The organism is Bacillus sp. EKM420B (genome assembly GCF_011065565.1).
GTDB classification, from domain to species: Bacteria; Bacillota; Bacilli; order Bacillales; family Bacillaceae; genus Bacillus; species Bacillus velezensis.
In genome coordinates, this window is the sequence record NZ_JAAMNX010000002.1 from 24205 (window position 1) to 46811 (window position 22607).

Here is a 22607-nt window from a genome sequence, read left to right on the forward strand (position 1 = left end):
TGAACCTCCTTATAATTGCTCTAGGTTTACAATACGTTTATACGATGATGGTTTGATATAGAGGAGATGAAAGAATGGCTTTAACTGCTGGAATTGTCGGTTTGCCGAATGTCGGAAAATCGACGTTATTTAATGCAATTACCCAGGCTGGTGCCGAATCAGCCAACTACCCGTTCTGTACAATTGATCCGAACGTGGGGATCGTGGAAGTGCCGGATGAACGTCTGCAAAAGCTGACTGAATTGGTGAACCCGAAAAAAACGGTGCCGACTGCGTTTGAATTCACTGATATCGCGGGGATCGTAAAAGGCGCATCTAAAGGTGAAGGACTCGGAAATAAGTTTCTTTCTCATATCCGTCAGGTTGATGCGATCTGCCACGTTGTACGCGCATTCGCTGATGACAATATTACGCACGTGTCAGGGAAAGTCGATCCGATTGACGATATTGAAACGATCAATCTTGAATTGATTCTTGCCGACATGGAGACAGTCGAAAAACGCATCACGCGTGTAAGCAAGCTTGCGAAGCAAAAAGACAAAGAAGCGGTTTTTGAATTTGACATTCTGTCTAAATTGAAAGAAGCTTTCGAACAAGAAAAGCCTGCCCGTTCCGTTGAATTTACGGAAGAACAGCAAAAGCTTGTGAAGCAGCTTCATCTGCTTACGTCAAAACCCGTGCTTTATGTGGCGAATGTAAGCGAAGATGAAGTGGCTGATCCTTCAGACAATGAATACGTTGCGAAAATCCGTGAGTATGCCGCGGGTGAAAATGCCGAAGTCATCGTCGTCTGTGCGAAAATCGAGTCTGAAATTGCTGAATTGGAAGGCGAAGAAAAGCAAATGTTCCTTGAGGAGCTCGGCATCGAAGAATCAGGTCTTGATCAGCTGATAAAAGCGTCATACTCTCTTCTCGGCCTTGCAACATACTTTACGGCGGGCGAACAGGAAGTGCGCGCATGGACATTCAGAAAAGGCATGAAAGCTCCTGAGTGTGCGGGTATCATCCACACTGACTTTGAACGCGGCTTTATCCGCGCTGAAACGGTTGCTTATGAAGACCTTTTGGCAGGCGGCGGAATGTCCGGAGCGAAAGAAGCCGGAAAAGTGCGTCTGGAAGGTAAGGAATATGTAGTCCAAGACGGAGATGTCATTCATTTCCGATTTAATGTATAGGACACAGTTGTAAAGGGACAAGAGCTTTGGTATAATATAAACTTGTGAGTAATAGAATTATTGCTCCTTGCCCATTATAGGGCCGCTTAGACCAAAAGGAGGTGCAAACAGATGAAAAAGTACGAAGTTATGTACATTATCCGTCCGAACATTGACGAAGAGTCAAAGAAGGCAGTTATCGAGCGTTTCAACAACGTATTGACTTCTAACGGAGCGGAGATCACTGGAACAAAAGATTGGGGTAAACGTCGTCTTGCTTACGAAATCAACGATTTCCGTGACGGTTTCTACCAAATCTTAAACGTTCAGTCTGAAGCTGCAGCGGTTGCTGAATTCGACCGTTTAGCTAAGATCAGTGACGATATCATTCGCCACATCGTTGTTAAAGAAGAAGAATAAGCAATTTGAAATATATAATGTTAAAAGGTGGTCTTTCATATGCTTAACCGAGTTGTATTAGTCGGAAGACTGACAAAAGACCCAGAGCTTCGTTATACGCCAAGCGGTGCGGCTGTCGCCACGTTTACTCTTGCTGTGAATCGTACATTCACGAACCAGTCCGGAGAACGTGAAGCCGATTTCATTAATTGTGTCACTTGGAGAAGACAAGCCGAAAACGTTGCAAACTTTCTTAAAAAAGGAAGCCTTGCCGGCGTAGACGGCCGACTCCAGACAAGAAATTATGAAAATCAGCAGGGACAGCGTGTCTTCGTGACAGAAGTCCAAGCTGAAAGTGTTCAATTTCTTGAGCCTAAAAACAGCGGCGGTTCTGGATCAGGCGGATACAACGAAGGAAACAGCGGCGGAGGCCAATACTTTGGCGGAGGCCAAAATGATAATCCGTTCGGCGGAAATCAGAACAACCAGAGACGAAATCAAGGGAACAGCTTTAATGATGATCCATTTGCCAACGACGGCAAGCCGATTGACATCTCGGATGATGATCTTCCGTTCTAATAGATTATCGCTATATTCATAGCGAGAAAGGTGGGAAATGACAATGGCAGGAGGACGCAGAGGCGGTCGTGCGAAACGCCGTAAGGTTTGTTACTTCACTTCTAATGGCATTACGCACATCGATTACAAAGATGTAGATCTTCTTAGAAAGTTTGTTTCTGAGCGTGGTAAAATCTTACCTCGCCGTGTAACTGGAACAAATGCGAAATACCAACGTAAATTGACTATCGCGATCAAACGCGCACGTCAAATGGCTTTACTTCCATACGTAACTGGCGAGTAAGCCGAAAGAAAAGAGCAAGAGCCTGCGGGCTCCTGCTCTTTTTTTATATCAGTCCTCCTCCATCCTGCCGAAATGTTTCACATGAAACATGGAAGTGCTTCTTACACCTTTGTTATCTTGCTCCTCTATTCAAATACGCGTACTTATGCAATGAATTTGTTTATACTGAAGAACAGGGGGTGGCTGAGATGGAGACAGACAGAAATATCCTGACTGATGAAAAGTGGAGGGCAATCATACGCAATGATGCTTCTTATGACGGAGCATTTTATTATGCAGTAAAAACGACGGGGATTTTCTGCCGGCCTTCTTGTAAATCGAGAGTTCCGAATAAAGAAAACGTGCTGGTGTTTGATACGGCTGATGCAGCGCTCGATAAACATTTTCGTCCCTGTAAAAGGTGCCGGCCGAACGGTCTTCGTCTTCCTGATGAAGAATGGATTGTTCAAATCATTGAGTACATTGACCGCCATTATCACGAATCTCTGACTCTGAGTGTACTGGCCGAAATGTGTCACGGCAGCCCCTATCATTTACAGCGGACATTTAAAAAAATCAGGGGAATATCCCCGATTGAGTATTTACAGAAAATAAGATTGTCGAAGGCGGAACACCTTTTAAAGCATACTGATATGACAGTCATGGAGATCGCTCTGACGGTCGGAATTCCAAACACAGCGCATTTTGCCACTCTTTTTAAAAAGAGAATCGGAAATTCGCCCACAGAATACCGAAAAACTGCCGGAATGGGACAGGGAGGTTCAATATGAGTAAAGAGACAATGGTCTATTGGACACTTTTCACACGGAATGATTGGAGCCTGTATACAGCCGCCACATCTAAGGGGCTATGCTTTATAGGTTCAAATCATGGAAGCTTTGAAGAGATTGAGCAGTGGGCAAAAAAATCACTGCCGCAATACCGATTGGCACGTGATGATGAGAAGCTGGCGTCTTACACGGCAGAGCTGTCCGAGTACATCGAAAATGGCAGATCAGCTTTTTCAGTGCCGGTGGATCTTTACGGGACAGAATTTCAGCTTGCTGTATGGAAAGCGCTTATGGACATACCGTACGGCGAGACATACTCCTATTCGGATATAGCAAAAATGATTCAGAAACCGTCAGCCGTAAGAGCCGTGGGCGCCGCGATCGGAAAAAATCCGGTATTGATTACGGTTCCGTGCCATCGCGTCATCGGAAAAACCGGAAAACTGACCGGATTCAGAGGCGGTTTAGAAATGAAAAAGCAGCTGCTGGCATTAGAGGGCGGAAACATTGAAACACTGGAATGACGGCTGAGCCGGACAGGAGGGAACACATGAAACTGATTTCTTGGAATGTAAACGGCTTGCGTGCCGTGATGAAAAAGATAGATATCAATACTTACGTTCAGGAAACGGCAGCGGATATTTTATGTCTGCAAGAAACGAAAGTACAGGACGGACAAGTATCATTACAGCTTGAAGGATATCACGGCTATTGGAACTATGCGGTGAAAAAAGGCTACTCAGGCACGGCTGTTTTTTCGAAAGAAAAGCCGCTGCACGTGTTTTATGGATTGGGAATTGACGATCATGATAAAGAAGGACGGGTGATCACACTTGAATTTGAGAACGTGTTCGTCGTCAACTGTTATACGCCGAATGCCAAACGCGGATTAGAGCGAATTGATTACCGTCTTCAATGGGAAGCCGATTTTAAGGAGTATCTGCAGAAGCTTGACCGGAAGAAGTCCGTGATATTATGCGGCGATCTGAATGTCGCACACAGGGAGATAGATTTAAAAAATCCGAAAGCCAACCGGAAGAACGCCGGTTTCTCGGATCAAGAGCGGGAAGCGTTCAGCGCCCTGCTGAACACCGGATTTACCGACTCATTCCGCTATTTATATCCTGATCGGGAAGGCGCCTATTCCTGGTGGTCTTACAGGACGAACGCACGTGAGAAAAACATCGGCTGGCGGCTTGATTACGTCATTGTTTCAGACAGACTGAAGACGCGGATCAGCCAAGCGGCCATTTGTGCCGATATCATGGGTTCTGACCATTGCCCTGTTGAAATGACAGTGGATTTATGATGAGATAGCAGTAAGAGAAATCCACTCTTGCTGCTTTTTTATCACCGAAAATGGAGGAGCACATGGCAAATATAAAAGAGATTGCGAAACTGGCGAATGTGTCGGTGGCCACCGTATCACGCGTATTAAACCGACACCCGTACGTATCTGAGGAGAAAAGGCGTCTTGTGAATCAAGTGATGAAGGAGCTGGATTATACCCCTAATCGAACCGCCATTGATCTGATTCGAGGAAAGACCAATACAATAGGCGTGATTTTGCCGTACAGTGACCATCCCTGCTTTGACAAAATTGTAAACGGTATCACGAAGGAAGCGTTTGCCCATGATTACGTGACAACCCTTCTCCCCACCAACTATGACCCCGCTATAGAGATGACCTATTTCGAACTGCTGAAAATGAAAAAGATTGACGGACTGATTGTCACGTCCCGCGCGAATGAATGGGAAACCGCCGTGCCTTACCTGGAATACGGCCCCATTGTCGCTTGTGAATATACGCAGCATCAAGAGATTCCCTGCGCTTATAATGACAGGCAGGCAGCTTACAGAGAAAGCTTTTTGTATTTGAAAAACCGCGGACATCAAGACGTTGCTTTTACATGTGTGCGGGAAGCGGAAAAAAGCCCGAGTACGGCCGACAAGGTAACCGCATATAAGGCCGTTTTCGGCTCTCTTGATGAAACCCGTATTCTGATCGGATGCCATGATATGGACGACGGGAAGCGGGCAGGTGAACACTTCTGGGGTTTCGACAAGGCGCCGACGGCCATCTATGCGCACAGTGATGACGTGGCTGCCGGCTTGTACCAGTTTGCGAAAGAACAGAAATGGGACGCGGAGATCATCGGCGAGGGAAATCTGAGCGTCAGCCGGGCATTGAATATCCCATCTCTGGAACTTCATTTGGAACGGGTCGGAAGGGAAGCATTTTTGCTGTTTTTGCACGGAGAAACGGCTAAAAAACAAATTATGCATCAATTTCAGCGGAAAAAGTCTTGAGCTGAAATGGGTTTCATGCTTTATAACTAGATTGAGAAAAAAAGGAGGCGGACATATGCGAATTGAACATGCGGCCATATGGGTGAAAGATTTAGAACGGATGAAAGAATTTTATGAGAAATACTTCGGCGCCAGGGCCAATGACCTTTATCATAATGAGAAAAAAGATTTCAAATCGTATTTTCTTTCGTTTGACTCCGGATGCAGGCTGGAACTTATGAAAAAAGGCGGCATTGATGAAGCTCCGTCACAGAATATGACCGGATGGGCGCATCTCGCATTTTCTACAGGCAGCAAGGAGCGGGTGAATGAATTGACGGAGACGTTTAAAAACGACGGATTTCAGGTTGTAAGCGGCCCGCGCGTGACGGGTGACGGATATTATGAGAGCGTGATAGAGGATGGGGAAGGCAATTTGATAGAAATCACAGTGTAACAGTGCGGGGAACCCGCACTGTTTTATTGATTAAATTTGCTGAGCATTAGTTTTCGGACCGAAGAGGATTAACAAAACGGAACATAGAAGCCAGCAGCCGCCGATGAACAAAAAGACGCTGATGTAGCCGAGCTTAACGGCAATAAATCCGACGAGCAGGGAACCGAATATATTGGAAAAACGGCCGAGCCCGTACGCCAGCCCGCTCCCGGCCGAGCGATATTCCGTAGGATACGGCTCCGATGTATATGCGTATAAGTTTGAGGTGAATACCCGTTCCGTAACGTTGACGACAAATCCAAACACAATAATCATGACGGGAATAAACGTCATGCCGTATAACAGTCCGGCAATGGCAGTCAGAAAAGCGCTTGCGGCCAGGATCCATTTCCTTTGGAACGTCTCGGATATCATGGAACCGAGCAATGCGCCAAGCGGTGCGCCGACAGAGTGAAGCACATTGTACCACAGCGTTTTTTCCATGGTGATGCCGTTGCTTTTCAGCAGGCTGGGCACCCATGAAGCAAAGCCGTAAAAGCCAAAGGTTTCAAGAATCCATACCGCTGACAGGATGATGGTGATCTTTAAATTCCTGCCCTGAAACAGCCCTAAGTAGCCTGCGTGCTTCACTGTATGTACTTCTGCCGCCTCTTTTGGCGCGGGAAGCGGGCCTTTTTCTTTCTCTATACGTGCTTCAAGACGGTTCATAATGGCGTTTGCCTGATCATATGCGCCCCGATTTTCGTGCCAGCGCGGCGATTCCTCAAGCCGGCGGATAAAAAAGAAATAAATGAGACCGGCCGCCCCCCATACGAATACGAGCCGCCACCCCCATGAGCCTAAAGGAATGACAAAAGCGGAAACAACGTTTGTGACGGGAACGCCGATTAGTCCGATCATGGCGCAAAAGGAGATGTATTTTCCCCGTACGGATGATGGGAAAAATTCCGCCAAATAGCTGTTCGTCACAATCATGGCGGCCGCGACGCCGAGCCCGGTCAAGAAGCGGAAAATCATTAAGGACGGAATGTCCCATGCCAGCGCATTCAGAAAAGATGAGATCGAAAAGACAAGGACAAAACAATTCAGCGCTTTTTTCCTGCCGATCCGATCGGACAGCCTTCCGCCGATGGAGGCGCCTAAAAACATGCCCAGGAAGGATGCAGCCGTGATGTCGGCAATGACGGACAGCTTCACGCCCCAATGCTCAATCAGCGCCGGAGCCACGTTGCTGAGCGTAAACAGATCAGCGAGATCGAAAAAATAGATGATTCCGAGAGCGGTTAATACTTGATAGTGCACACGCGAAATGGGGAGACGGTCTAATCGGTTCGCTACATTTGAGAATGTCTGATGTTTCATAAAAAACCCCCTGACTTAGCAATTGTAATCAGAAAATACTGTAAATTTATCTGACGAATACATTATAAAGGTCTTTTTTTGGCAAAAACAGAGTGTAAATAACCAGAGCCAAAGGAAACGGCATAGCGCTTTCTTCTTAAAATATATAACATTTCCTATATCTGTTTCTGTTTATATTGTAAAATGTTGAAGGAAAGGAAGTTGATGCATAAATATGAATACATTTGTACGGCCCGCAGAGGGAAGAAATAGTGTATCGAGATATCTTCTTTCTCTGTTGCTCATTGTGGGTTTGTTCTTTTTCGGAAGCATACTGACCGTGTTTTATATGTTTCTCACGTCCGCTTTCAATCCTTCACTGACGATAAATTGGGATGAGGCGGCATTAAGTGACCCGCTGGCGGATATTTATTTACAGCATATCGTCTATTTCATAGCGATTCCGGGCATTTGGATAGCGGTTCGTTTCATTATGAAGCGGCGGTTTTTATCCATCATTACACCGAATCAGTCGCTGAACTGGAAGAGAATTTTCTTTGGATTCGGCACATATGTTGTGCTGATGTTTGTCGCGGGGCTGATTGATTTTTTAATTCATCCGGATCGTTTCACGCTTCAGGAATTCCATGCTTCACGTTTTCTGCTGCTGTTAACGGCGGCCGTCTTGTTGGTTCCGATTCAAACCTCTGCGGAGGAATTTCTCTTTCGCGGTTTTCTGCTACAGTTTGCCGGAAAATTGACGGCAAACGCGGTGGTTCTGACGGTCATTATCGGCGGATTATTCGGCGCACTTCATTTCGGAAATCCGGAGATGGAAAATGGAGCTCTCTGGGCGGGAATCGGATATGTCACCATCGGCATGATCTGGACCTTTATCACGGTTAAAACGGGCAGTCTGGAGATGTCCCTTGGCGGTCACGCTGCCAATAATATGTTTTTATTTATCTTTCTCACAGAGGATCATTCGGTGTACGGCGGCATTCCGTCGGTATTTACAACAGCAGCCGGGGGCTATGAAATATACGATTGCATATCGACTCTGGTGATCAATATCATCTTCGCATGGCTCGCGTTCCGTTTTGTGAAAAAAGAAAAGCAGCAGGCCGCCTAGGCTCTGCTGCTGATTTGTAAGGTGTTCATCGCTTCATCAATATCCGTCGTCGGCCTCCGGCAGGCGAAATTCTCACAAATGTAGACCGTTGTCTTCCCATCGATCATTTGATAACCCGCGGCAAAGTCAGAAATGCCAGCAAGCTCATCCGGATGTTCTGCCGCGAGAATCGTATAGGCGGGAGTAAAATGCTCCTGAAGCGCCTCAATGAAACGTTTTCTGTCCGGGTCATCTTTCCTTCCGAACACAACGATTTCTTTTTGGGGCATTGTGTGTGCCAGTACGCTTTGCATGAAGAAAGCATTGCTGCTCGGATAGGCCTCTATTTCCCGTTTGAACACGGAAAACATCGCTTCGGCTTTTTCAATCAGTGATACATCACCCGTCAGGCGGCCGAGACGAAGCAGCTGTACGGCAGCCGCGCTGTTTCCGGAAGGCACGGCCCCGTCATAAACCTCTTTTTCCCTGACAAGAAGGGTCTCAGCATCATTCCCCGTAAAGAAGAAACCCCCGTGCCGTTCATCCCAGAACAGCTCCAGCATGCTTGTACATAACGTTTTCGCTTTCTGCAGATAAGACGGATGAAAACCCGCTTCATACAGTTCAAGATAAGCCCAGATGAGAAAAGCGTAATCATCGATAAACCCTTTGTTTTTCACTTCGCCCTCGCGATAGCGGACCATGACGCGCCCGTCCGGCATGAGGTGCCGTTCGAGAAAGCGGATCGCTGTTTCCGCCATGCTGAGATAGTCAGGCTCGTGAAAGACCTTTGCGGCTTTTGCCAGCCCGGCAATCATGAGCGCGTTCCATGAGGTCAGCACTTTGTCATCTGTATGCGGATAGCTTCTGTTTTCACGGGCCTCCAGCAATTTTATTCTTGCCTCTTCAAGACGTTCGGCCAGCTCATGTCCGGTGAGGCCGGTCTCTTCGAGGATGGCCTCACGCCGCGTGAAAATGAGGTGCGGGATGTTTTCGCCTTCAAAATTGCCTTGATCTGTGATGTTATACACCTTGCAATAAAGCGGGCCGAGTTCATCACCGAGAAGATTCATGATTTCTTTTTTGGACCATATGTAATATTTCCCCTCACGGCCTTCGGTATCAGCATCTAAAGCTGAGAAAAAGCTGCCGTCTTCATGCATCATTTCCCGCTGAATAAACGTTACGATCTGCATCGCAATCTGTTTGTAGCGCTCATTACCCGTGACTTGATAGGCTTCCGTATAGGCGGTCAGGAGAAGGGCGTTGTCATACAGCATTTTCTCAAAATGCGGCACGAGCCATTCATTATCAGTCGAGTAGCGGGCGAATCCGAACCCGATGTGATCAAAAATTCCGCCGTTCGCCATGCCGTCGAGTGTCTTGGTTACGCCGGCCAAAGCCTGTTCCTTGCCCGTATAGCTGTAGTAGCGAAGCAGAAACATGAGCATATGCGGCATCGGAAATTTCGGAGCCTGGCCGAACCCGCCGTACACCGTGTCAAACCCGCCGGCCAGCTGGCGATACGTGTCATGAACCGCCTGTTCGTCAAGCATGCCCTCAGCCGGGTGAACCTTGACTTCAAGATGAGCGGCGGCGTTTTCAGCGATATCCTCGACATGCTGCCGGTCATTCGCAAATGTTTCGGACAGATGTTCAAGCACATCGATAAAGCCCGGACGGTTAAATTTGCTCGTCTTCGGAAAATACGTCCCCGCATAAAACGGCTTCTGATCTGGTGTGACGAACACGTTCAGCGGCCACCCGCCCTGCCCCGTCATCAGCTGGCAGATTCTCATATACACGGAATCCACATCAGGCCGCTCCTCACGATCAACCTTGATGGCTATGAATTTATCGTTTAACATACCGGCGATCTCTTCGTCCTCAAAGGACTCGTGGGCCATTACATGGCACCAGTGACAAGTCGAATAGCCGATGCTGACAAGAACCGGCTTGTTTTCGCGTTTTGCTTTTTCGAAGGCTTCTTCTCCCCAAGGGTGCCAGTTTACGGGGTTGTGGGCGTGTTGGAGCAGATAGGGGGACTTCTCCGTGATTAAACTGTTGGGTTTACTATTGTTTGGCATGGGCTCACCTTCTTTCAATACTTTGATATATTTATCATATCCTAAAGTAACACAGTGATGTATATAATATTCAGGTTTTTTCAAACACAACAAGATTCAATACAACATATAAAAAAACTGCAATAGTTTAATTTTGTTTTATTGACTTAAAGTTAAAAATCGATCATAATAACCCTATTAAAGTTAAATATTTTTTTAACTCTATTGGAGGGTTATTCATTGTATACTATAAGTAAGAATAAAGTTAGATTACATATGGAAAAACATGGGATATCTACTCAAAAACAATTAGCAGAGCAGCTAGGAATTAGTAAAAATCAGCTTTCCATGCTTTTGTCACCTAATTTTAATCCTATAAAATCAAATGCACTAAAATTATGTGAAATATTAGATGTGAATTTTGAAGAAATTATTGAATCTGAACAAATGGAATTATCACTAGATGGAACGGATAATTTAATAGATTCTAATATAGATGAGGAAATAAATGTTTCAAGTTTTGAAGGTAATGAGTTTTTAGACATAAGAGATATTAAAGCCAACAAAAATTATTCAGTAGTAGAACTTTTTGCTGGGGCTGGTGGGTTAGCATTAGGACTAGAACAAGCAGGATTTAAATCTAGAGGTCTTGTTGAGTTTGATAAATATGCTTGTCAAACTTTGAGAAAAAATAGACCCCATTGGAATGTTATTGAAAAGGATATTATTGATGTTGCTGAAGAAGGGATTAAAAACTATGTAAATGTTCCAATTGGAGAATTAGACTTACTATCAGGAGGTTATCCTTGTCAAGCGTTTAGTTATGCAGGAAAGAAAATGGGGTTATCCGATGCGAGAGGTACAATGTTTTATTACTATGCCCAAGTTTTAAAACAGTTACTTCCGAAAATGTTCTTAGCTGAAAATGTTAGAGGGTTGGTTAATCATGATAATGGTCGAACTTTAGCTCTTATGTTAAAAGTATTCTCTGATATTGGTTACACAGTAAAATGGAAAGTTTTAAGAGCATTAGATTATGATGTAGCACAGAAGAGGGAAAGAATAGTATTAGTTGGTATTAGAAATGATTTAATAGAGAAATACGAGACGGATTATTTCTTCCCTCAACCATATGGATATGAGCTTACATTAAATGATGTGCTAAAAAATGTTCCAGAATCTGAGGGAGCAAAATATCCAGAATCGAAAAAAAGAGTTTTAGATCTCGTCCCTCCTGGTGGCTACTGGAGGGATCTTCCTGACGAAATAGCGAAAGACTACATGGGAAAAAGTTATTACTCAGGTGGTGGAAGAACGGGGATGGCTAGGAGATTATCTTGGGATGAGCCTTCTCTGACTTTAACTTGCTCTCCCGCACAAAAGCAAACAGAAAGATGTCATCCAGATGAAACCAGACCATTTACAGTAAGAGAATATGCTAGAATACAAAGTTTCCCTGACTCATGGAATTTTGATTGTTCAACAAACAATGCTTATAAGCAAATTGGGAATGCTGTTCCAGTAAATATGGCTAAAGCTATTGGTTTATCTATAATTAGCACACTAAATCAGATAACATGAGCATTCTGCTTTTTCTGTGAAAATTAACAGGGATGAAAATTATACATCCCTGTTTTCACTCCTACTCTTCCAAAGACTCTTGTTCTTTTAATTCCTCCTCTATTTGTTTGGCTAGACTATCAATTACTTCTTCTATAAGTTTTGATCCATCAAATTCTGATGCAATTTCTCCTATTGCATCAGTTAATCGCTTATAGAAGTTTTCTTCACCTGTAAGTCTATACCAAAATTCGGCACCTACAATTACTGGATATTCTTCTTTTATTTTTTTGTAGTGACCACTTAATTTATCATCGGAACCATAAAAAACACCTACAACAAGGTCATTAAATCCAATACTCAAATTATTTGTTCGAGCAAGATTTTTGATCCCTAAAAAGTGATTTTTAATAGTTGGAACATCGTCAGCATTAATTGTGTTGGGGCCGGCCTTTATTTGACAGTACTTTCTATTGCCGTCTAATTTATCAATGAATTCAATATCAATTCCAGATGTAGTTGAGGCGAAACCATCCAAGACGTCACTACAGAATTTCTGTAACTTGTTTCCAAATGTCGTGTTTAAAGATGTGCCTAATACTCTTGGATAAACTAATGCTCTTGCAATATTTTGCGGATTATCATTCCCTGCCAAGAAGTTAGCTCTGTACTTATCTAAAAATGGATTCAGTGATAAATGTTTCAATTCTTTCAACTTTAAAGTGTTCGCAAGGTGACTTTTTGCAATTTCGTTTCTAAAAAAATCTTTTGCTTTCTCAATAATATCATCTGGATGTTGTGTATTCATTATTCTCCCCCATTTCTCTTTAACACTTCTATTATAGGGTCTTTTGCACTATCTGTAAAATTAACCATTTATGTATTTGAAAGTTTGACTAAGAAAAAAATGTGTTAGAAGCAGTTTTAAATTAAAAATTGGACCTAGTGGTGTCTGTTATGACACCAATGACACGTCGAATAGCCGATGCTGACAAGAGCCGGCTTGTTTTCGCATTTTGCTTTTTCGAAGGCCTCTTCTCCCTAAGGGTGCCAGTTTACGGGGGTGTGGGCGTGTTGGAGCAGATAGGGGACTTCTCCGTGATTAAACTGTTGGGTTTACTATTGTTTGGCATGGGCTCACCTCTTTCTATTCATATTTGTATGTTTAACATACCACAATCCTCTAAAATAATTCATACACTCAACTTTGTGATCCAAACCCAAGTCATTAAAAAGGAGAACGGCTTATGACTCTATTTTCAGGGATAAATGTCATCCACTTTATTGCTTTTTAGATAAGAAATAAGGATTTAAAATCTTTATCATTTTATTTACTGTTAGATAAGTGAAACACACCCCGGCGACTGTAACCATCCCGCCTGTCAGTGCAATAAGCGTGGGTACTTCACCTAACCACACCCAAGAAATGACCAAGGTTATGGCTGGTGTTAAATAAAGTGAAATGGCTGCTTCTGAAGCACCGACGAGTGAAGTGACATACGCAAGTGCAAAGTAAGGCACAACCGTTGGTAATAAGCCTAAGTAAACGATAGACAATGTTGAGTTCATGGAAGCGTTCAAAAACTCTTCCCCTAAGCCAGGCAGAAATAGAAGCATAGGTATTGTCCCGCCCCAAATAGTGAATGTAACGAATGGAATAAATCCATATTTTTTTATATAGCGGGCTTGAAAAACGAAATAAATACTCTCCGAAAAAGCTGCCAGCAGGATTAACAAAATGCCGTTCACTGAATTTGTATAGTTTCCTGCCCCAAATGAAATGATCGACACACCTAATAAACTTATGATAGAGCCAATCCATTTATAAAGCCCAAAATGTTCACCAAAAAACAGACGAGATAACATTGCAGAAAAAATAGGTGTCATGGTCACGAGTAAGCTTGCTACCCCTGCGCTGACGGTTTTTTCTCCGATATTCAGCAAAATGTGATATAGTGCAAAACCTAAAAATCCTAAAGATAAAATAGCAGGGATATCCTTCATGTCAGGTAAACGCATATGAGTCAAAACAGCAAAAACCAGCAGTGCCATTGACCCAATCAACAAGCGAAACAAAGCGAGGTGTTCCGGTGTGTAACTCTCCAAACCCGCGCGAATTCCCGGGAAAGCTGATGCCCACAACCCAATCATCAGACTGTAAGATATACCGATTCGAACTGTTTTCTTTCGCATCTTTCTCACTCCTCTTTACAAAAACCAACCAGTTATTTAATGTTTTTCTATATTAATAAAGATTTGATGAGATGACTTCAACCAGTTAAATAGATTTTGACCCAACCACTTTAAGGAGGATCCTTTTTATGAGCGCTCCAGAAGAAAAAAAGATGAGAAAGCTTCCTAAGTACATACAAATCATTCAATTTATAAAAGAGAAAATAGGAAATGGAGAATGGCCGATCGGAAGTAAGATTCCAAGCCAGCGCACGCTTGCCAAACACTTTGAGGTGAACAGGAGCACAGTCATTACAGCTTTAGAGGAATTGACGGCGGATGGATTAATCGAAGGCAGAATGGGCAAAGGGACAGTTGTTACGAACAATACATGGACACTTTTGGCTAAGAATTCCGCTCCCGATTGGGATCAGTATGTAACCTCCGGAATTCAGCAGCCAAGCCAAAAAATCGTTCAAGAGATCAATAAATCAGAATCAAATTCTGATCTTATACAGCTCAGTAAAGGAGAACTTTCACATGAGATTTTTCCTTTAGCTGTTATGAAAGAGATCATGGGAAAGGTATCTCAAAACATAGAGGCATTCGGATATGAGGAACCAAAAGGATATTTGCCTTTGAGAGAGGCATTAAGCGGCTATTTAAGAACAATCGGCATTCAAGCTTCTCCTTCTTCCATTCTTATTGTTTCTGGAGCGCTGCAAGCCTTACAGCTTATATCAATGGGGCTTTTACAAAGAGGATCGACCGTATTTCTCGATCAGCCTTCCTATCTTTATTCATTACACGTATTTCAATCAGCCGGTATGAAGCTGACTGGAGTTCCTATGGACAATGATGGACTTTTGCCGGAACATATCCGCATGGCAAGGGGGGAACGGGGGAGAGCTATCTTATATACAAATCCTTGTTTTCATAACCCGACAGGTATTTTAATGTCAAAAAAGAGACGAGAAGAAATCCTTGCGGCAAGTGAGAATGCACAGCTTCCCATTATTGAAGATGACATTTATCGGGAGTTATGGATCGATGAGATTCCTCCAGATCCTATTAAAACAATAGATAAAAATGGGCATGTGCTTTACATAGGCAGCTTATCGAAAACATTAAGTCCGGGCTTGAGGATTGGATGGATCGTCGGGCCGGAACCAGTGATTGAACGTTTATCCGACATAAAAATGCAAACAGATTACGGCTCCAGTTCGTTATCCCAGAGAGTAGCGGCAGAGTGGTTTACATCCGGTGAATACCAGCAGCATCTAGAACAGGTGAGAAGTCAATTAAAGGTGAGAAGAGAATTGGCCTTGAGTGTTTTAGAAACTCATTTGAAAGATGTGGCGACATGGAATATCCCAAAGGGAGGATTCTTTGTCTGGGTAAAAATATTGCCTTCCATATCCATGAAATTACTTTATACCAAAGCCTTATCAAAAGGGATACTTCTCAATCTCGGCAGTATCTATGCTCAAGAAAAAGGGAATTATATTCGCTTATCATATGCTTATGCATCTCTTGAAGACCTTCAAAAGGGAATTTATGAATTGGGTTTGATGATTAAGGAATTGGCAAGCAGATAAATTTAAAAGACAGCGGCATACCGGAATTCAAACTGCATGGTTCGTTTTAAACTTGGCGAATCGGGATGCAGTGAGTGACAAGGCAGGGATAGATAAGAAAGTTAAAGGAGGTCAGAATATTCTAATCTCCTTTAACTTCGGTCAACCTTGCATCCTTAATATACTAAAGATTAAAAAGGAAGAAGTCCGGCCGTTTGTTATTCGGTTAAGCCAGCTCTTTTGTCATTAAGACATGCGGGATGCCGTCTTCCATAAATTCCGGTGAATCTGTCTGATAGCCCAGTTTGTGATAAAAGCCTTCCGCATGTGTTTGTCCATGCAGTTTACATTGGGTGATGCCTTTTTCTTTTACCATGTTTTCTAATTCTCTTATGATTACTTTGCCTAACCCGTATTTGCGGTAAGGTTTCAGGATGCAGATTCGTTCGAGCTTGCCTGTATGGTTTACGATGCGGACCCGTCCTGTGCCGGCAGGCTGATTTTCATGATAAACCAAGACATGCCCGCACTGTTCCTCAAGCGTATCGAACTGATCAAATTCATCGGATTCAGGTACTTGCTGTTCCTCAATGAATACTGCTTTTCTAATCTCAAGCGCTGCTTGCAATTCAATTGCCGTTGTTATTCTTTTTATCCTCATGATCAATCAATCCTTTTCACATATTAATCTGGACTGCACGGCTTGCTTGTGGTCTTATAGAAGTAACGATAAAACAATTATATTGCAAATGCAACAAAAACATGAAAGGTTTGAAAAGATATGACTGATATTTTGCGGGAAATCGGCATGATCGCACGGGCATTGGATTCCATCAGCAATATTGAATTTAAGGAATTAGACTTAACAAAGGGGCAGTATCTCTATCTTGTGCGTATATGTGAAAACCCGGGAGTGATACAGGAAAAACTTGCGGAAATGATTAAAGTTGACCGAACAACAGCGGCGAGAGCGATCAAGAAACTGGAAATACAAGGATTTGTTGAAAAGCGTCCTGATGATCAAAATAAAAAAATAAAAAAACTGTTCCCGACCGAAAAAGGGAGAAAGGTTTATCCGTTATTGCAAAGAGAAGGAGAGCACTCTGCGGAAGTAGCCCTGTCCGGCTTTACGTCTGAGGAAAAAGAAACCATTTTCAGCCTTCTTCAGCGGGTGAGAAAAAATATAGAGCATGATTGGGAATATGTGAAGAAGGGAAACAAAAGAGACTATTAATGGATGATAATTCCTTTTACTGAATGATTGCGTTGTGAATGATTAAAGTCATAAATGGATACGTTATCTGTGAAATCTCCTTCCTCGGTTCCTGCTTCAACTAGCCGATAGGCTTATTTTTAACGAAAAGTATCAATTATGGTATATTTAAATAAGACAAAATAATTGAAGCGGGGAATGATATGAGTACAATCGAAAAACAAAGACGTAAGAAATTCAGAGCGAAATCAATCGTACGGGCCATCATGGTCATCATCGGCGGAATTATTGCCGCGTATGGACTGGAAACCGTACTGATTCCGAATAGTGTATCTGACGGCGGTGTAACCGGACTCAGCATTGTCGGTTCACAGCTCTTTCATTTGCCTCTTGGGATCTTGATTGCGGTGATCAATATACCGTTTGTCTGGTTAGGATATAAGCAAATCGGGAAAGGTTTTGCGTTTCTATCAATTATCGGTATTGTCTCACTTGCCGCGGGCACGAGTTTTTTCCACCACACGCCGGCTATCATTGAGGGAGATACCCTGTTAATCACCGTTGTCGGCGGGATTATTCTCGGCTTGGGAATGGGATTGGCATTGCGCAACGGCGGCGCCTTAGATGGAATTGATATGCTGGCTGTGCTTCTGTCACGGAAACTGCCGTTTGGTACGAGCGATCTCATTTTATTTTTAAACATTTTTGTGTTTATTTTTGTTTCTTTTGTATTCGGGCTGCAAGGCGCATTGCTTTCCGTCATTGCTTACTACATCGCATCCAAGGTGATCCATGTGGTTGAGGAAGGCTTAAGCGGTTCTAAAACATTTCAGATTATCACCAATGAGCCTGCATTAATGGTGGAGACCATTCGTGAAGAATTGGGCCGGAGCGCTACGTATAAAGAAGCATACGGCGGTTTTTCTCATGAAAAGTTCAAAGAAATCACATGTGTCATCAACCGTTTGGAAGAAACCAAACTGAAGGAAATTATTAATGACATTGATAATCAAGCCTTTGTGACGGTATATGATGTCGCTGAAGTAAAAGGCAGTAATTTCAGAAAAATCCATAATCATTAAGAAGGAGCTGCCGTTCACCGGCAGCTTTTTTTAAAAAAGGAGAAAACACTTGCAAAAAAAGAATAACGGATGTATATTATTGATATATCAAACATTGACTAGTCAATCAATTGCGCAAAAGAAAGTGGGGATGGGTTTTGACAGCATGTTGTTCAGAGGAAGGCGAGATTTTGTATCAGCTCCAATCACTGCACAAAGTGATCGGCACGAAGTTTGAAGCGTGCACCGGAATCAGCCAATCCCGCCTTGAGCTTCTCGCCGTGCTTTTTTACGTCGATGAGATCAGCCAAAGCGATCTTCAGAAAAAGGTGAATATTGATGGCGCAGCCGTGACAAGACACTTGAAACAGCTTGAAGCCAAAGAAATGGTCACAAGAAGGCGGAAGCCCGAGGACAACCGAATTATACTTGTCCGGCTTACTGATCAGGGGCGGGAGAGAATTGAGGCTTCCAAAAAGGAGAAGGAGCGTTTCATAAAGGAAATGCTTGCCGGTGTCAGCGAGGAAGAACGCAATATGTTAAAAAACGTATTGTCGCAGATGCAGAATAATATAGAAAATATGAAAGCATAGGAGTGTATTACACATGAAAACAAACGACTTTATGGACATTATGAAAGGGCGCCGTTCCATTCGGAATTACGATCCGGCCGTAAAAATCAGCAAAGAAGAAATGACTCAAATTCTTGAAGAAGCAACGACAGCGCCGTCTTCAGTCAACGCGCAGCCATGGCGTTTCCTCGTCATTGACAGCCCTGAAGGAAAAGAAAAACTCGCGCCGCTTGCCAGCTTTAACCAAACACAAGTCAGCACATCATCTGCGGTGATCGCGGTTTTCGCAGATATGAACAGTGATGACTATTTAGAAGAAATTTATTCAAAAGCGGTCGAACTGGGCTACATGCCGCAGGAAGTAAAAGACAGACAAATCGCTGCGTTGACGGCGCATTTTGAAAAACTGCCGGAGCAAGTGAACCGTGAAACGATTCTGATTGACGGAGGTCTCGTTTCCATGCAGCTGATGCTTACGGCACGCGCGCACGGCTATGACACAAACCCGATCGGCGGCTATGATAAAGAAAAGATTGCCGAGGTTTTCGGAATGGATAAAGAGCGTTATGTACCGGTCATGCTGTTATCAATCGGAAAAGCGGCAGACGAAGGATATGCTTCCTACCGTCTTCCTATCGAAACAATCGCACAATGGAAATAAGGTTGAAGTGAAGCTGAGAGGAGAGGGACAGTGGACATAATTGCGGCTGTTTTCGTCGGAATTGTAGCTTTAGAACATATATTTATCATGATACTTGAAATGTTTTTTATCAATTCGAAGGCTGCCAAGCGGTCTTTCAAATTGCCGAAGCATTTAGAAGGTGATCGGAATGTGGCGGTCATGTTTGCAAATCAAGGTCTGTATAATGGATTTCTGGCTGCCGGCCTCATTTGGGGACTGATCCTCGGAGCTGATCCGATTGGCCATATGATTCAAATGTTTTTCGTTATTTGTGTGGTCATCGCGGCCATTTTCGGAGGCTTTACTTCAAACAAATCAATTATCGTAAAACAAGGACTTCCGGCTGTCCTAGCGCTTATTTTTCTTTTATTGGCGTAGCAGACGGAGTGAGGGCTTCCGGAAAGGAAGCCCTCTTTTTTTATTCTGTTTTGAAAATCATTTCTTATATACATCACTATAGATCGGGGAATGTCAAATCAGCGGGGGCAAGCAATGGATTGCAGTCGCTTGGAATGAGTATGGTTCCGGATGTGATCAGCTCGTTTCAACACATATATCCTTATGTCAATTTTCAGTTGAACCAAGCGTCAAATCAGCTGTCACTCCTTCTTAATTGTTATTTGCTGAAATAGATGGAGCGGACTCCATGCCAATCTGTTTTTTTAAAAAAAGCTGATCGGCAAATATGGTATGATTTACATAATCAGGGAGTGGGGTTGCAGAGGATGAATACGAAGAGAGCGTATTACGCTATTTTATACAGCCAGACCGCTATCAACTTGGGCTTTTCACTTTATACGATGGCCGTTATCTTGTTTTTGTTTACAAAAACCGGTTCGACAGCGATGGCCTCTCTTATGACGCTCGTCAGCATTGTATGCCGCGTATTGGGCAGCGCCGTTTTGCCGCTGGTCACCGGCCGGTTCACGCTTCGTTCTTTGTTAATCAGTTCTCAATTGATACAGATCACACTGTTAGTCTGTTTGTTTTTTGTCATCCAAACCGGTTCATCCGCATTCTTTTTTCTGCTGTTTTGTCTGATCGGAGGCATTTCTTTTTGCAACGGATGGTTTGCTCCGATAAAAAGCGCGCTGATTGGGGAAATCATTCCTCCTGATCGAAGGGCGAAAGCGAACAGTTTATTATCTGCGGCGGATCAGACCGTTCAGTTTGCGGGGTGGTCTTTGGGCGGCGTCATCATAGCGTTCCTGGGAGAGAGCGATACAATGATCGTCACTGTCATGTTATTGGTTTCTTCGGTGTTAGGCATCATTCTGTTTCTTCAAGTACGCATGTGTGCGCCGGCAGCAGTCAGGGAACGTTCCCTTTTTGCAGATGCGGCAAGCGGCTGGGTGTATTTATTTCAGCAAAAACAGCTCAGGGTTCTCATTGTGATGGATGTGATCGAATCGTGGGCAGGCATGATATGGATCGGGTCTGTGTCCTTAACTTATGTGCATGACGTCCTTCATAAAGGAGAGGCTTGGTGGGGGTATGTCAACGGAGTCTATTATGCAGGGACGATGATCGGCGGACTGATCATCTATAAGTTATCCGGTAAGCTTCAGCATCATCTCATTCCGCTTATGCTGACGGGAGCCTTGGCATATGGAATGTTCACGCTTATTTACGGGCTGATCACAAGCGCCGTTGCGGCCCTTTTTCTGGTGCTGTGTATGGGGCCGGCTTGTGTATTACGAGATCTCACGCAGGAAACATTACTTCAAAACATCACGACCGAAAAGACACGGGTCAATATATTAGCGGCGAGATCAGCTTTAGTTCAGTTCATTTTTATGTTTTCCATTATCGGAACGGGGGTTATCTCGGATGTATTCGGCGTGCGGTTTATTTATATCGGCGCAGGCCTTCTCTTATTAATTTCGGCTTTTATCGGATTTTCTCAGCTGCGAATGAAGAAAATGGTACAGAGCGGCATGTAGTGTAGTATAATCAGGAACGTACGTTCTATATCGAGAGAGGAGAGGGTAATGTGGGACATCTGGCACTGCAATTGTATGATTATCATCTTTGGGCAAATCAGCAAATATTCACCCGGCTTAAAGAGCTTCCGGAGGATGTGTACCGTAAGGAGATTCAAAGTGTCTTTCCGTCGATAGCCGGTGTATTGACTCATGTGTATCTGTCCGATAAGGGGTGGTTTGATGTGTTCTCCGGAGAGCGTCTGGAGGATACGCTGAAATCAGCTGAACAGCAAAAAGGGGACATCTTGTCTAAAGAGATAGAAGAGCTGGAAGATCTATTTTTGGAATTATCAGACCGGTATCAACTATTTTTGCAGAAGGAGGAAAATATCAGCCTCCCCCTTGAAATAGAGCATCCGTCAGGTGACATCATGAAAACCGCAGCGGCCGATATGATCCTCCATGTTGTGAACCACGGAACGTATCATCGCGGGAATATAACAGCTATGCTCAGACAGATGGGGTATGCTTCTGTACCGACGGATTACGGTATTTATTTATATATAAACAAAAAGTAAACAAGACAGCCCACGCGGCTGTCTTGTGATATCCGCAAAAAAGCCAAATCATATGAGTGATTTGGCTTTTTCGTTTGCTATGCCATGTTTTGCAGCCGTTCTAAACTGTTTTTCCAATTCGCTTCAAGCGCTGTAAAAGCAGCGGCGGCATCTTGCTGTTCTAATGCGTGAATGATATCAGAGTGTTCATTATATGATCTGTTTAAAGCGCCGTTTTCACTGAAATAGCGGATTTCCAGTCTCTGAATTTTGACTTTCAGGCTTACAAGCAATTTGTGAAGTTCAGCGTTGTCCGCAAGCAGAATGATGCGATGGTGAAATGCATTATCCGCTTCCAGAACGGCCATTTTATCGCCGTCTTTCATCGTTTGAAGAAGATTTTCATTCAGCTGTTTCAATTCTTGAATCACGGCATCGTCCATACGCGGGAGGGCTTGCTGCAATGCGAGTTTTTCAAGCGTCCAGACGATGGAATACAAGTTTTCCGCTTCTTTTAACTCAATCGGAGCGACAAGCGTCCATCTGTTCGCTTTTGTTATCACCAAGCCGTCATCTTCCAGCCGCAATAAGGCTTCCCGTATCGGGGTGCGGCTGATTCCCAATGTTTCCGACAAATCCTTGTCCTTTAACTTTGTTTCCGGTTTGAGCTTGCCCGTTATGATCCAGTTTCTGAGTGTGCGATACACTTCGTCCCGCATGATGGTTCTTTTCAGCACAGGTTCTTTGTTTTGATTATCCAATGGAACACCTCATGAATCGTAGTATACATATTTGCATTTTACCACAGTCCGGGCGCCGGTTAGAAATGAAGAGGGACG

25 protein-coding genes and 1 pseudogene are annotated in these 22607 nt (G+C 43.7%); 19 read left to right on the forward strand and 7 right to left on the reverse strand.

Annotated features, from left to right (window positions below):
- The first annotated feature begins 74 nt into the window (after positions 1-74).
- The 9 genes from ychF (at position 75) to G9F48_RS05125 (ending at position 5931) form a co-directional block, all read left to right on the forward strand.
- A complete protein-coding gene (ychF, locus tag G9F48_RS05085) occupies positions 75-1175 on the forward strand; it encodes a redox-regulated ATPase YchF (protein WP_004392975.1) in 1101 nt (366 codons plus the stop codon).
- A 111-nt stretch (positions 1176-1286) separates the two neighbouring features.
- Entirely contained in the window at positions 1287-1574 is a 288-nt protein-coding gene (rpsF, locus tag G9F48_RS05090; protein ID WP_004392977.1) for a 30S ribosomal protein S6, read from the forward strand.
- 39 nt (positions 1575-1613) lie between these two features.
- Entirely contained in the window at positions 1614-2132 is a 519-nt protein-coding gene (gene ssbA / locus G9F48_RS05095) for a single-stranded DNA-binding protein SsbA (RefSeq protein ID WP_004392979.1), read from the forward strand.
- Positions 2133-2175: 43 nt separating this feature from the next.
- On the forward strand, positions 2176-2415 hold the full coding sequence (gene rpsR, locus G9F48_RS05100; RefSeq protein ID WP_004392983.1) for a 30S ribosomal protein S18: 240 nt from the start codon (positions 2176-2178) through the stop codon (positions 2413-2415).
- Positions 2416-2603: 188 nt separating this feature from the next.
- A complete protein-coding gene (locus G9F48_RS05105; RefSeq protein WP_165409138.1) occupies positions 2604-3185 on the forward strand; it encodes a bifunctional transcriptional activator/DNA repair enzyme AdaA in 582 nt (193 codons plus the stop codon).
- Complete coding sequence (locus tag G9F48_RS05110; RefSeq protein WP_156735305.1) at positions 3182-3709, forward strand: methylated-DNA--[protein]-cysteine S-methyltransferase; 528 nt, start codon at positions 3182-3184, stop codon at positions 3707-3709. The genes G9F48_RS05105 and G9F48_RS05110 overlap by 4 nt, the downstream gene beginning before the upstream one ends.
- 26 nt (positions 3710-3735) lie before the next feature.
- Positions 3736-4494, forward strand: a complete 759-nt coding sequence (gene xth / locus G9F48_RS05115) for an exodeoxyribonuclease III (protein WP_165409139.1) — start codon at positions 3736-3738, stop codon at positions 4492-4494.
- A gap of 62 nt (positions 4495-4556) precedes the next feature.
- A complete protein-coding gene (locus G9F48_RS05120) occupies positions 4557-5495 on the forward strand; it encodes a LacI family DNA-binding transcriptional regulator (protein WP_014306206.1) in 939 nt (312 codons plus the stop codon).
- A gap of 55 nt (positions 5496-5550) precedes the next feature.
- A complete protein-coding gene (locus G9F48_RS05125) occupies positions 5551-5931 on the forward strand; it encodes a VOC family protein (RefSeq protein WP_156735308.1) in 381 nt (126 codons plus the stop codon).
- A 30-nt stretch (positions 5932-5961) separates the two neighbouring features.
- Here the strand turns inward: G9F48_RS05125 and G9F48_RS05130 are convergent, their stop codons facing one another.
- On the reverse strand, positions 5962-7293 hold the full coding sequence (locus tag G9F48_RS05130; protein WP_004393001.1) for an MFS transporter: 1332 nt from the start codon (positions 7291-7293) through the stop codon (positions 5962-5964).
- 214 nt (positions 7294-7507) lie between these two features.
- On the opposite strand from G9F48_RS05130, the gene G9F48_RS05135 reads away from it, so the two are divergent.
- Positions 7508-8404 (forward strand): CPBP family intramembrane glutamic endopeptidase, encoded by an 897-nt coding sequence (locus G9F48_RS05135; RefSeq protein WP_165409140.1) that lies wholly within the window; start codon positions 7508-7510, stop codon positions 8402-8404.
- Here the strand turns inward: G9F48_RS05135 and G9F48_RS05140 are convergent.
- Entirely contained in the window at positions 8401-10470 is a 2070-nt protein-coding gene (locus G9F48_RS05140) for a thioredoxin domain-containing protein (RefSeq protein WP_165409141.1), read from the reverse strand. The two genes, G9F48_RS05135 and G9F48_RS05140, sit on opposite strands and share 4 nt — an antisense overlap.
- A 255-nt stretch (positions 10471-10725) precedes the next feature.
- On the opposite strand from G9F48_RS05140, the gene dcm reads away from it, so the two are divergent.
- Entirely contained in the window at positions 10726-12030 is a 1305-nt protein-coding gene (dcm, locus tag G9F48_RS05145; protein ID WP_165409425.1) for a DNA (cytosine-5-)-methyltransferase, read from the forward strand.
- Positions 12031-12091: 61 nt separating this feature from the next.
- Here dcm and G9F48_RS05150 read toward each other — a convergent pair whose 3' ends face one another.
- From G9F48_RS05150 to G9F48_RS05160, 3 genes and pseudogenes are all read right to left on the reverse strand, one after another.
- Positions 12092-12817 carry a PmeII family type II restriction endonuclease gene (locus tag G9F48_RS05150; RefSeq protein WP_043867603.1) on the reverse strand — a complete coding sequence of 242 codons (726 nt, stop codon included), beginning with the start codon at positions 12815-12817 and terminating at the stop codon, positions 12092-12094.
- Between the two features lie 137 nt (positions 12818-12954).
- Positions 12955-13142: pseudogene (locus G9F48_RS05155) on the reverse strand (DUF255 domain-containing protein); the annotation flags it as partial.
- A 148-nt stretch (positions 13143-13290) separates the two neighbouring features.
- Positions 13291-14202, reverse strand: a complete 912-nt coding sequence (locus tag G9F48_RS05160) for a DMT family transporter (RefSeq protein ID WP_165409142.1) — start codon at positions 14200-14202, stop codon at positions 13291-13293.
- A gap of 128 nt (positions 14203-14330) precedes the next feature.
- On the opposite strand from G9F48_RS05160, the gene pdxR reads away from it, so the two are divergent.
- Positions 14331-15779: a MocR-like pyridoxine biosynthesis transcription factor PdxR gene (gene pdxR, locus G9F48_RS05165; protein ID WP_165409143.1), complete on the forward strand. Its 1449-nt coding sequence runs from the start codon at positions 14331-14333 to the stop codon at positions 15777-15779.
- A gap of 205 nt (positions 15780-15984) precedes the next feature.
- Here pdxR and G9F48_RS05170 read toward each other — a convergent pair whose 3' ends face one another.
- Positions 15985-16419, reverse strand: a complete 435-nt coding sequence (locus tag G9F48_RS05170) for a GNAT family N-acetyltransferase (protein ID WP_165409144.1) — start codon at positions 16417-16419, stop codon at positions 15985-15987.
- A 120-nt stretch (positions 16420-16539) separates the two neighbouring features.
- On the opposite strand from G9F48_RS05170, the gene G9F48_RS05175 reads away from it, so the two are divergent.
- The 7 genes from G9F48_RS05175 (at position 16540) to G9F48_RS05205 (ending at position 21789) form a co-directional block, all read left to right on the forward strand.
- Positions 16540-16992, forward strand: a complete 453-nt coding sequence (locus G9F48_RS05175) for a MarR family winged helix-turn-helix transcriptional regulator (protein WP_014306189.1) — start codon at positions 16540-16542, stop codon at positions 16990-16992.
- 182 nt (positions 16993-17174) lie between these two features.
- Entirely contained in the window at positions 17175-18053 is an 879-nt protein-coding gene (locus G9F48_RS05180; RefSeq protein ID WP_014306188.1) for a YitT family protein, read from the forward strand.
- A 110-nt stretch (positions 18054-18163) separates the two neighbouring features.
- Positions 18164-18625 carry a MarR family winged helix-turn-helix transcriptional regulator gene (locus G9F48_RS05185; protein WP_185153149.1) on the forward strand — a complete coding sequence of 154 codons (462 nt, stop codon included), beginning with the start codon at positions 18164-18166 and terminating at the stop codon, positions 18623-18625.
- A 13-nt stretch (positions 18626-18638) separates the two neighbouring features.
- Positions 18639-19265, forward strand: a complete 627-nt coding sequence (locus G9F48_RS05190; RefSeq protein WP_032875378.1) for a nitroreductase family protein — start codon at positions 18639-18641, stop codon at positions 19263-19265.
- Positions 19266-19295: 30 nt separating this feature from the next.
- Entirely contained in the window at positions 19296-19664 is a 369-nt protein-coding gene (locus G9F48_RS05195; RefSeq protein ID WP_004393040.1) for a DUF1304 domain-containing protein, read from the forward strand.
- A gap of 347 nt (positions 19665-20011) precedes the next feature.
- Entirely contained in the window at positions 20012-21229 is a 1218-nt protein-coding gene (locus tag G9F48_RS05200) for an MFS transporter (protein WP_165409145.1), read from the forward strand.
- A 50-nt stretch (positions 21230-21279) separates the two neighbouring features.
- Positions 21280-21789: a DinB family protein gene (locus G9F48_RS05205; RefSeq protein WP_070082663.1), complete on the forward strand. Its 510-nt coding sequence runs from the start codon at positions 21280-21282 to the stop codon at positions 21787-21789.
- 77 nt (positions 21790-21866) lie between these two features.
- Here G9F48_RS05205 and G9F48_RS05210 read toward each other — a convergent pair whose 3' ends face one another.
- Positions 21867-22529, reverse strand: a complete 663-nt coding sequence (locus G9F48_RS05210; RefSeq protein ID WP_014306186.1) for a GntR family transcriptional regulator — start codon at positions 22527-22529, stop codon at positions 21867-21869.
- Positions 22530-22607 lie beyond the last annotated feature (78 nt).

Coding starts and splice junctions, on each gene's coding strand:
- ychF (WP_004392975.1), top strand. CDS start 75: ATGGCTTTAACTGCTGGAATTGTCGGTTTGCCGAATGTCGGAAAATCG.
- rpsF (WP_004392977.1), top strand. CDS start 1,287: ATGAAAAAGTACGAAGTTATGTACATTATCCGTCCGAACATTGACGAA.
- ssbA (WP_004392979.1), top strand. CDS start 1,614: ATGCTTAACCGAGTTGTATTAGTCGGAAGACTGACAAAAGACCCAGAG.
- rpsR (WP_004392983.1), top strand. CDS start 2,176: ATGGCAGGAGGACGCAGAGGCGGTCGTGCGAAACGCCGTAAGGTTTGT.
- G9F48_RS05105 (WP_165409138.1), top strand. CDS start 2,604: ATGGAGACAGACAGAAATATCCTGACTGATGAAAAGTGGAGGGCAATC.
- G9F48_RS05110 (WP_156735305.1), top strand. CDS start 3,182: ATGAGTAAAGAGACAATGGTCTATTGGACACTTTTCACACGGAATGAT.
- xth (WP_165409139.1), top strand. CDS start 3,736: ATGAAACTGATTTCTTGGAATGTAAACGGCTTGCGTGCCGTGATGAAA.
- G9F48_RS05120 (WP_014306206.1), top strand. CDS start 4,557: ATGGCAAATATAAAAGAGATTGCGAAACTGGCGAATGTGTCGGTGGCC.
- G9F48_RS05125 (WP_156735308.1), top strand. CDS start 5,551: ATGCGAATTGAACATGCGGCCATATGGGTGAAAGATTTAGAACGGATG.
- G9F48_RS05130 (WP_004393001.1), bottom strand. CDS start 7,293: ATGAAACATCAGACATTCTCAAATGTAGCGAACCGATTAGACCGTCTC.
- G9F48_RS05135 (WP_165409140.1), top strand. CDS start 7,508: ATGAATACATTTGTACGGCCCGCAGAGGGAAGAAATAGTGTATCGAGA.
- G9F48_RS05140 (WP_165409141.1), bottom strand. CDS start 10,470: ATGCCAAACAATAGTAAACCCAACAGTTTAATCACGGAGAAGTCCCCC.
- dcm (WP_165409425.1), top strand. CDS start 10,726: ATGGAAAAACATGGGATATCTACTCAAAAACAATTAGCAGAGCAGCTA.
- G9F48_RS05150 (WP_043867603.1), bottom strand. CDS start 12,817: ATGAATACACAACATCCAGATGATATTATTGAGAAAGCAAAAGATTTT.
- G9F48_RS05160 (WP_165409142.1), bottom strand. CDS start 14,202: ATGCGAAAGAAAACAGTTCGAATCGGTATATCTTACAGTCTGATGATT.
- pdxR (WP_165409143.1), top strand. CDS start 14,331: ATGAGCGCTCCAGAAGAAAAAAAGATGAGAAAGCTTCCTAAGTACATA.
- G9F48_RS05170 (WP_165409144.1), bottom strand. CDS start 16,419: ATGAGGATAAAAAGAATAACAACGGCAATTGAATTGCAAGCAGCGCTT.
- G9F48_RS05175 (WP_014306189.1), top strand. CDS start 16,540: ATGACTGATATTTTGCGGGAAATCGGCATGATCGCACGGGCATTGGAT.
- G9F48_RS05180 (WP_014306188.1), top strand. CDS start 17,175: ATGAGTACAATCGAAAAACAAAGACGTAAGAAATTCAGAGCGAAATCA.
- G9F48_RS05190 (WP_032875378.1), top strand. CDS start 18,639: ATGAAAACAAACGACTTTATGGACATTATGAAAGGGCGCCGTTCCATT.
- G9F48_RS05200 (WP_165409145.1), top strand. CDS start 20,012: ATGAATACGAAGAGAGCGTATTACGCTATTTTATACAGCCAGACCGCT.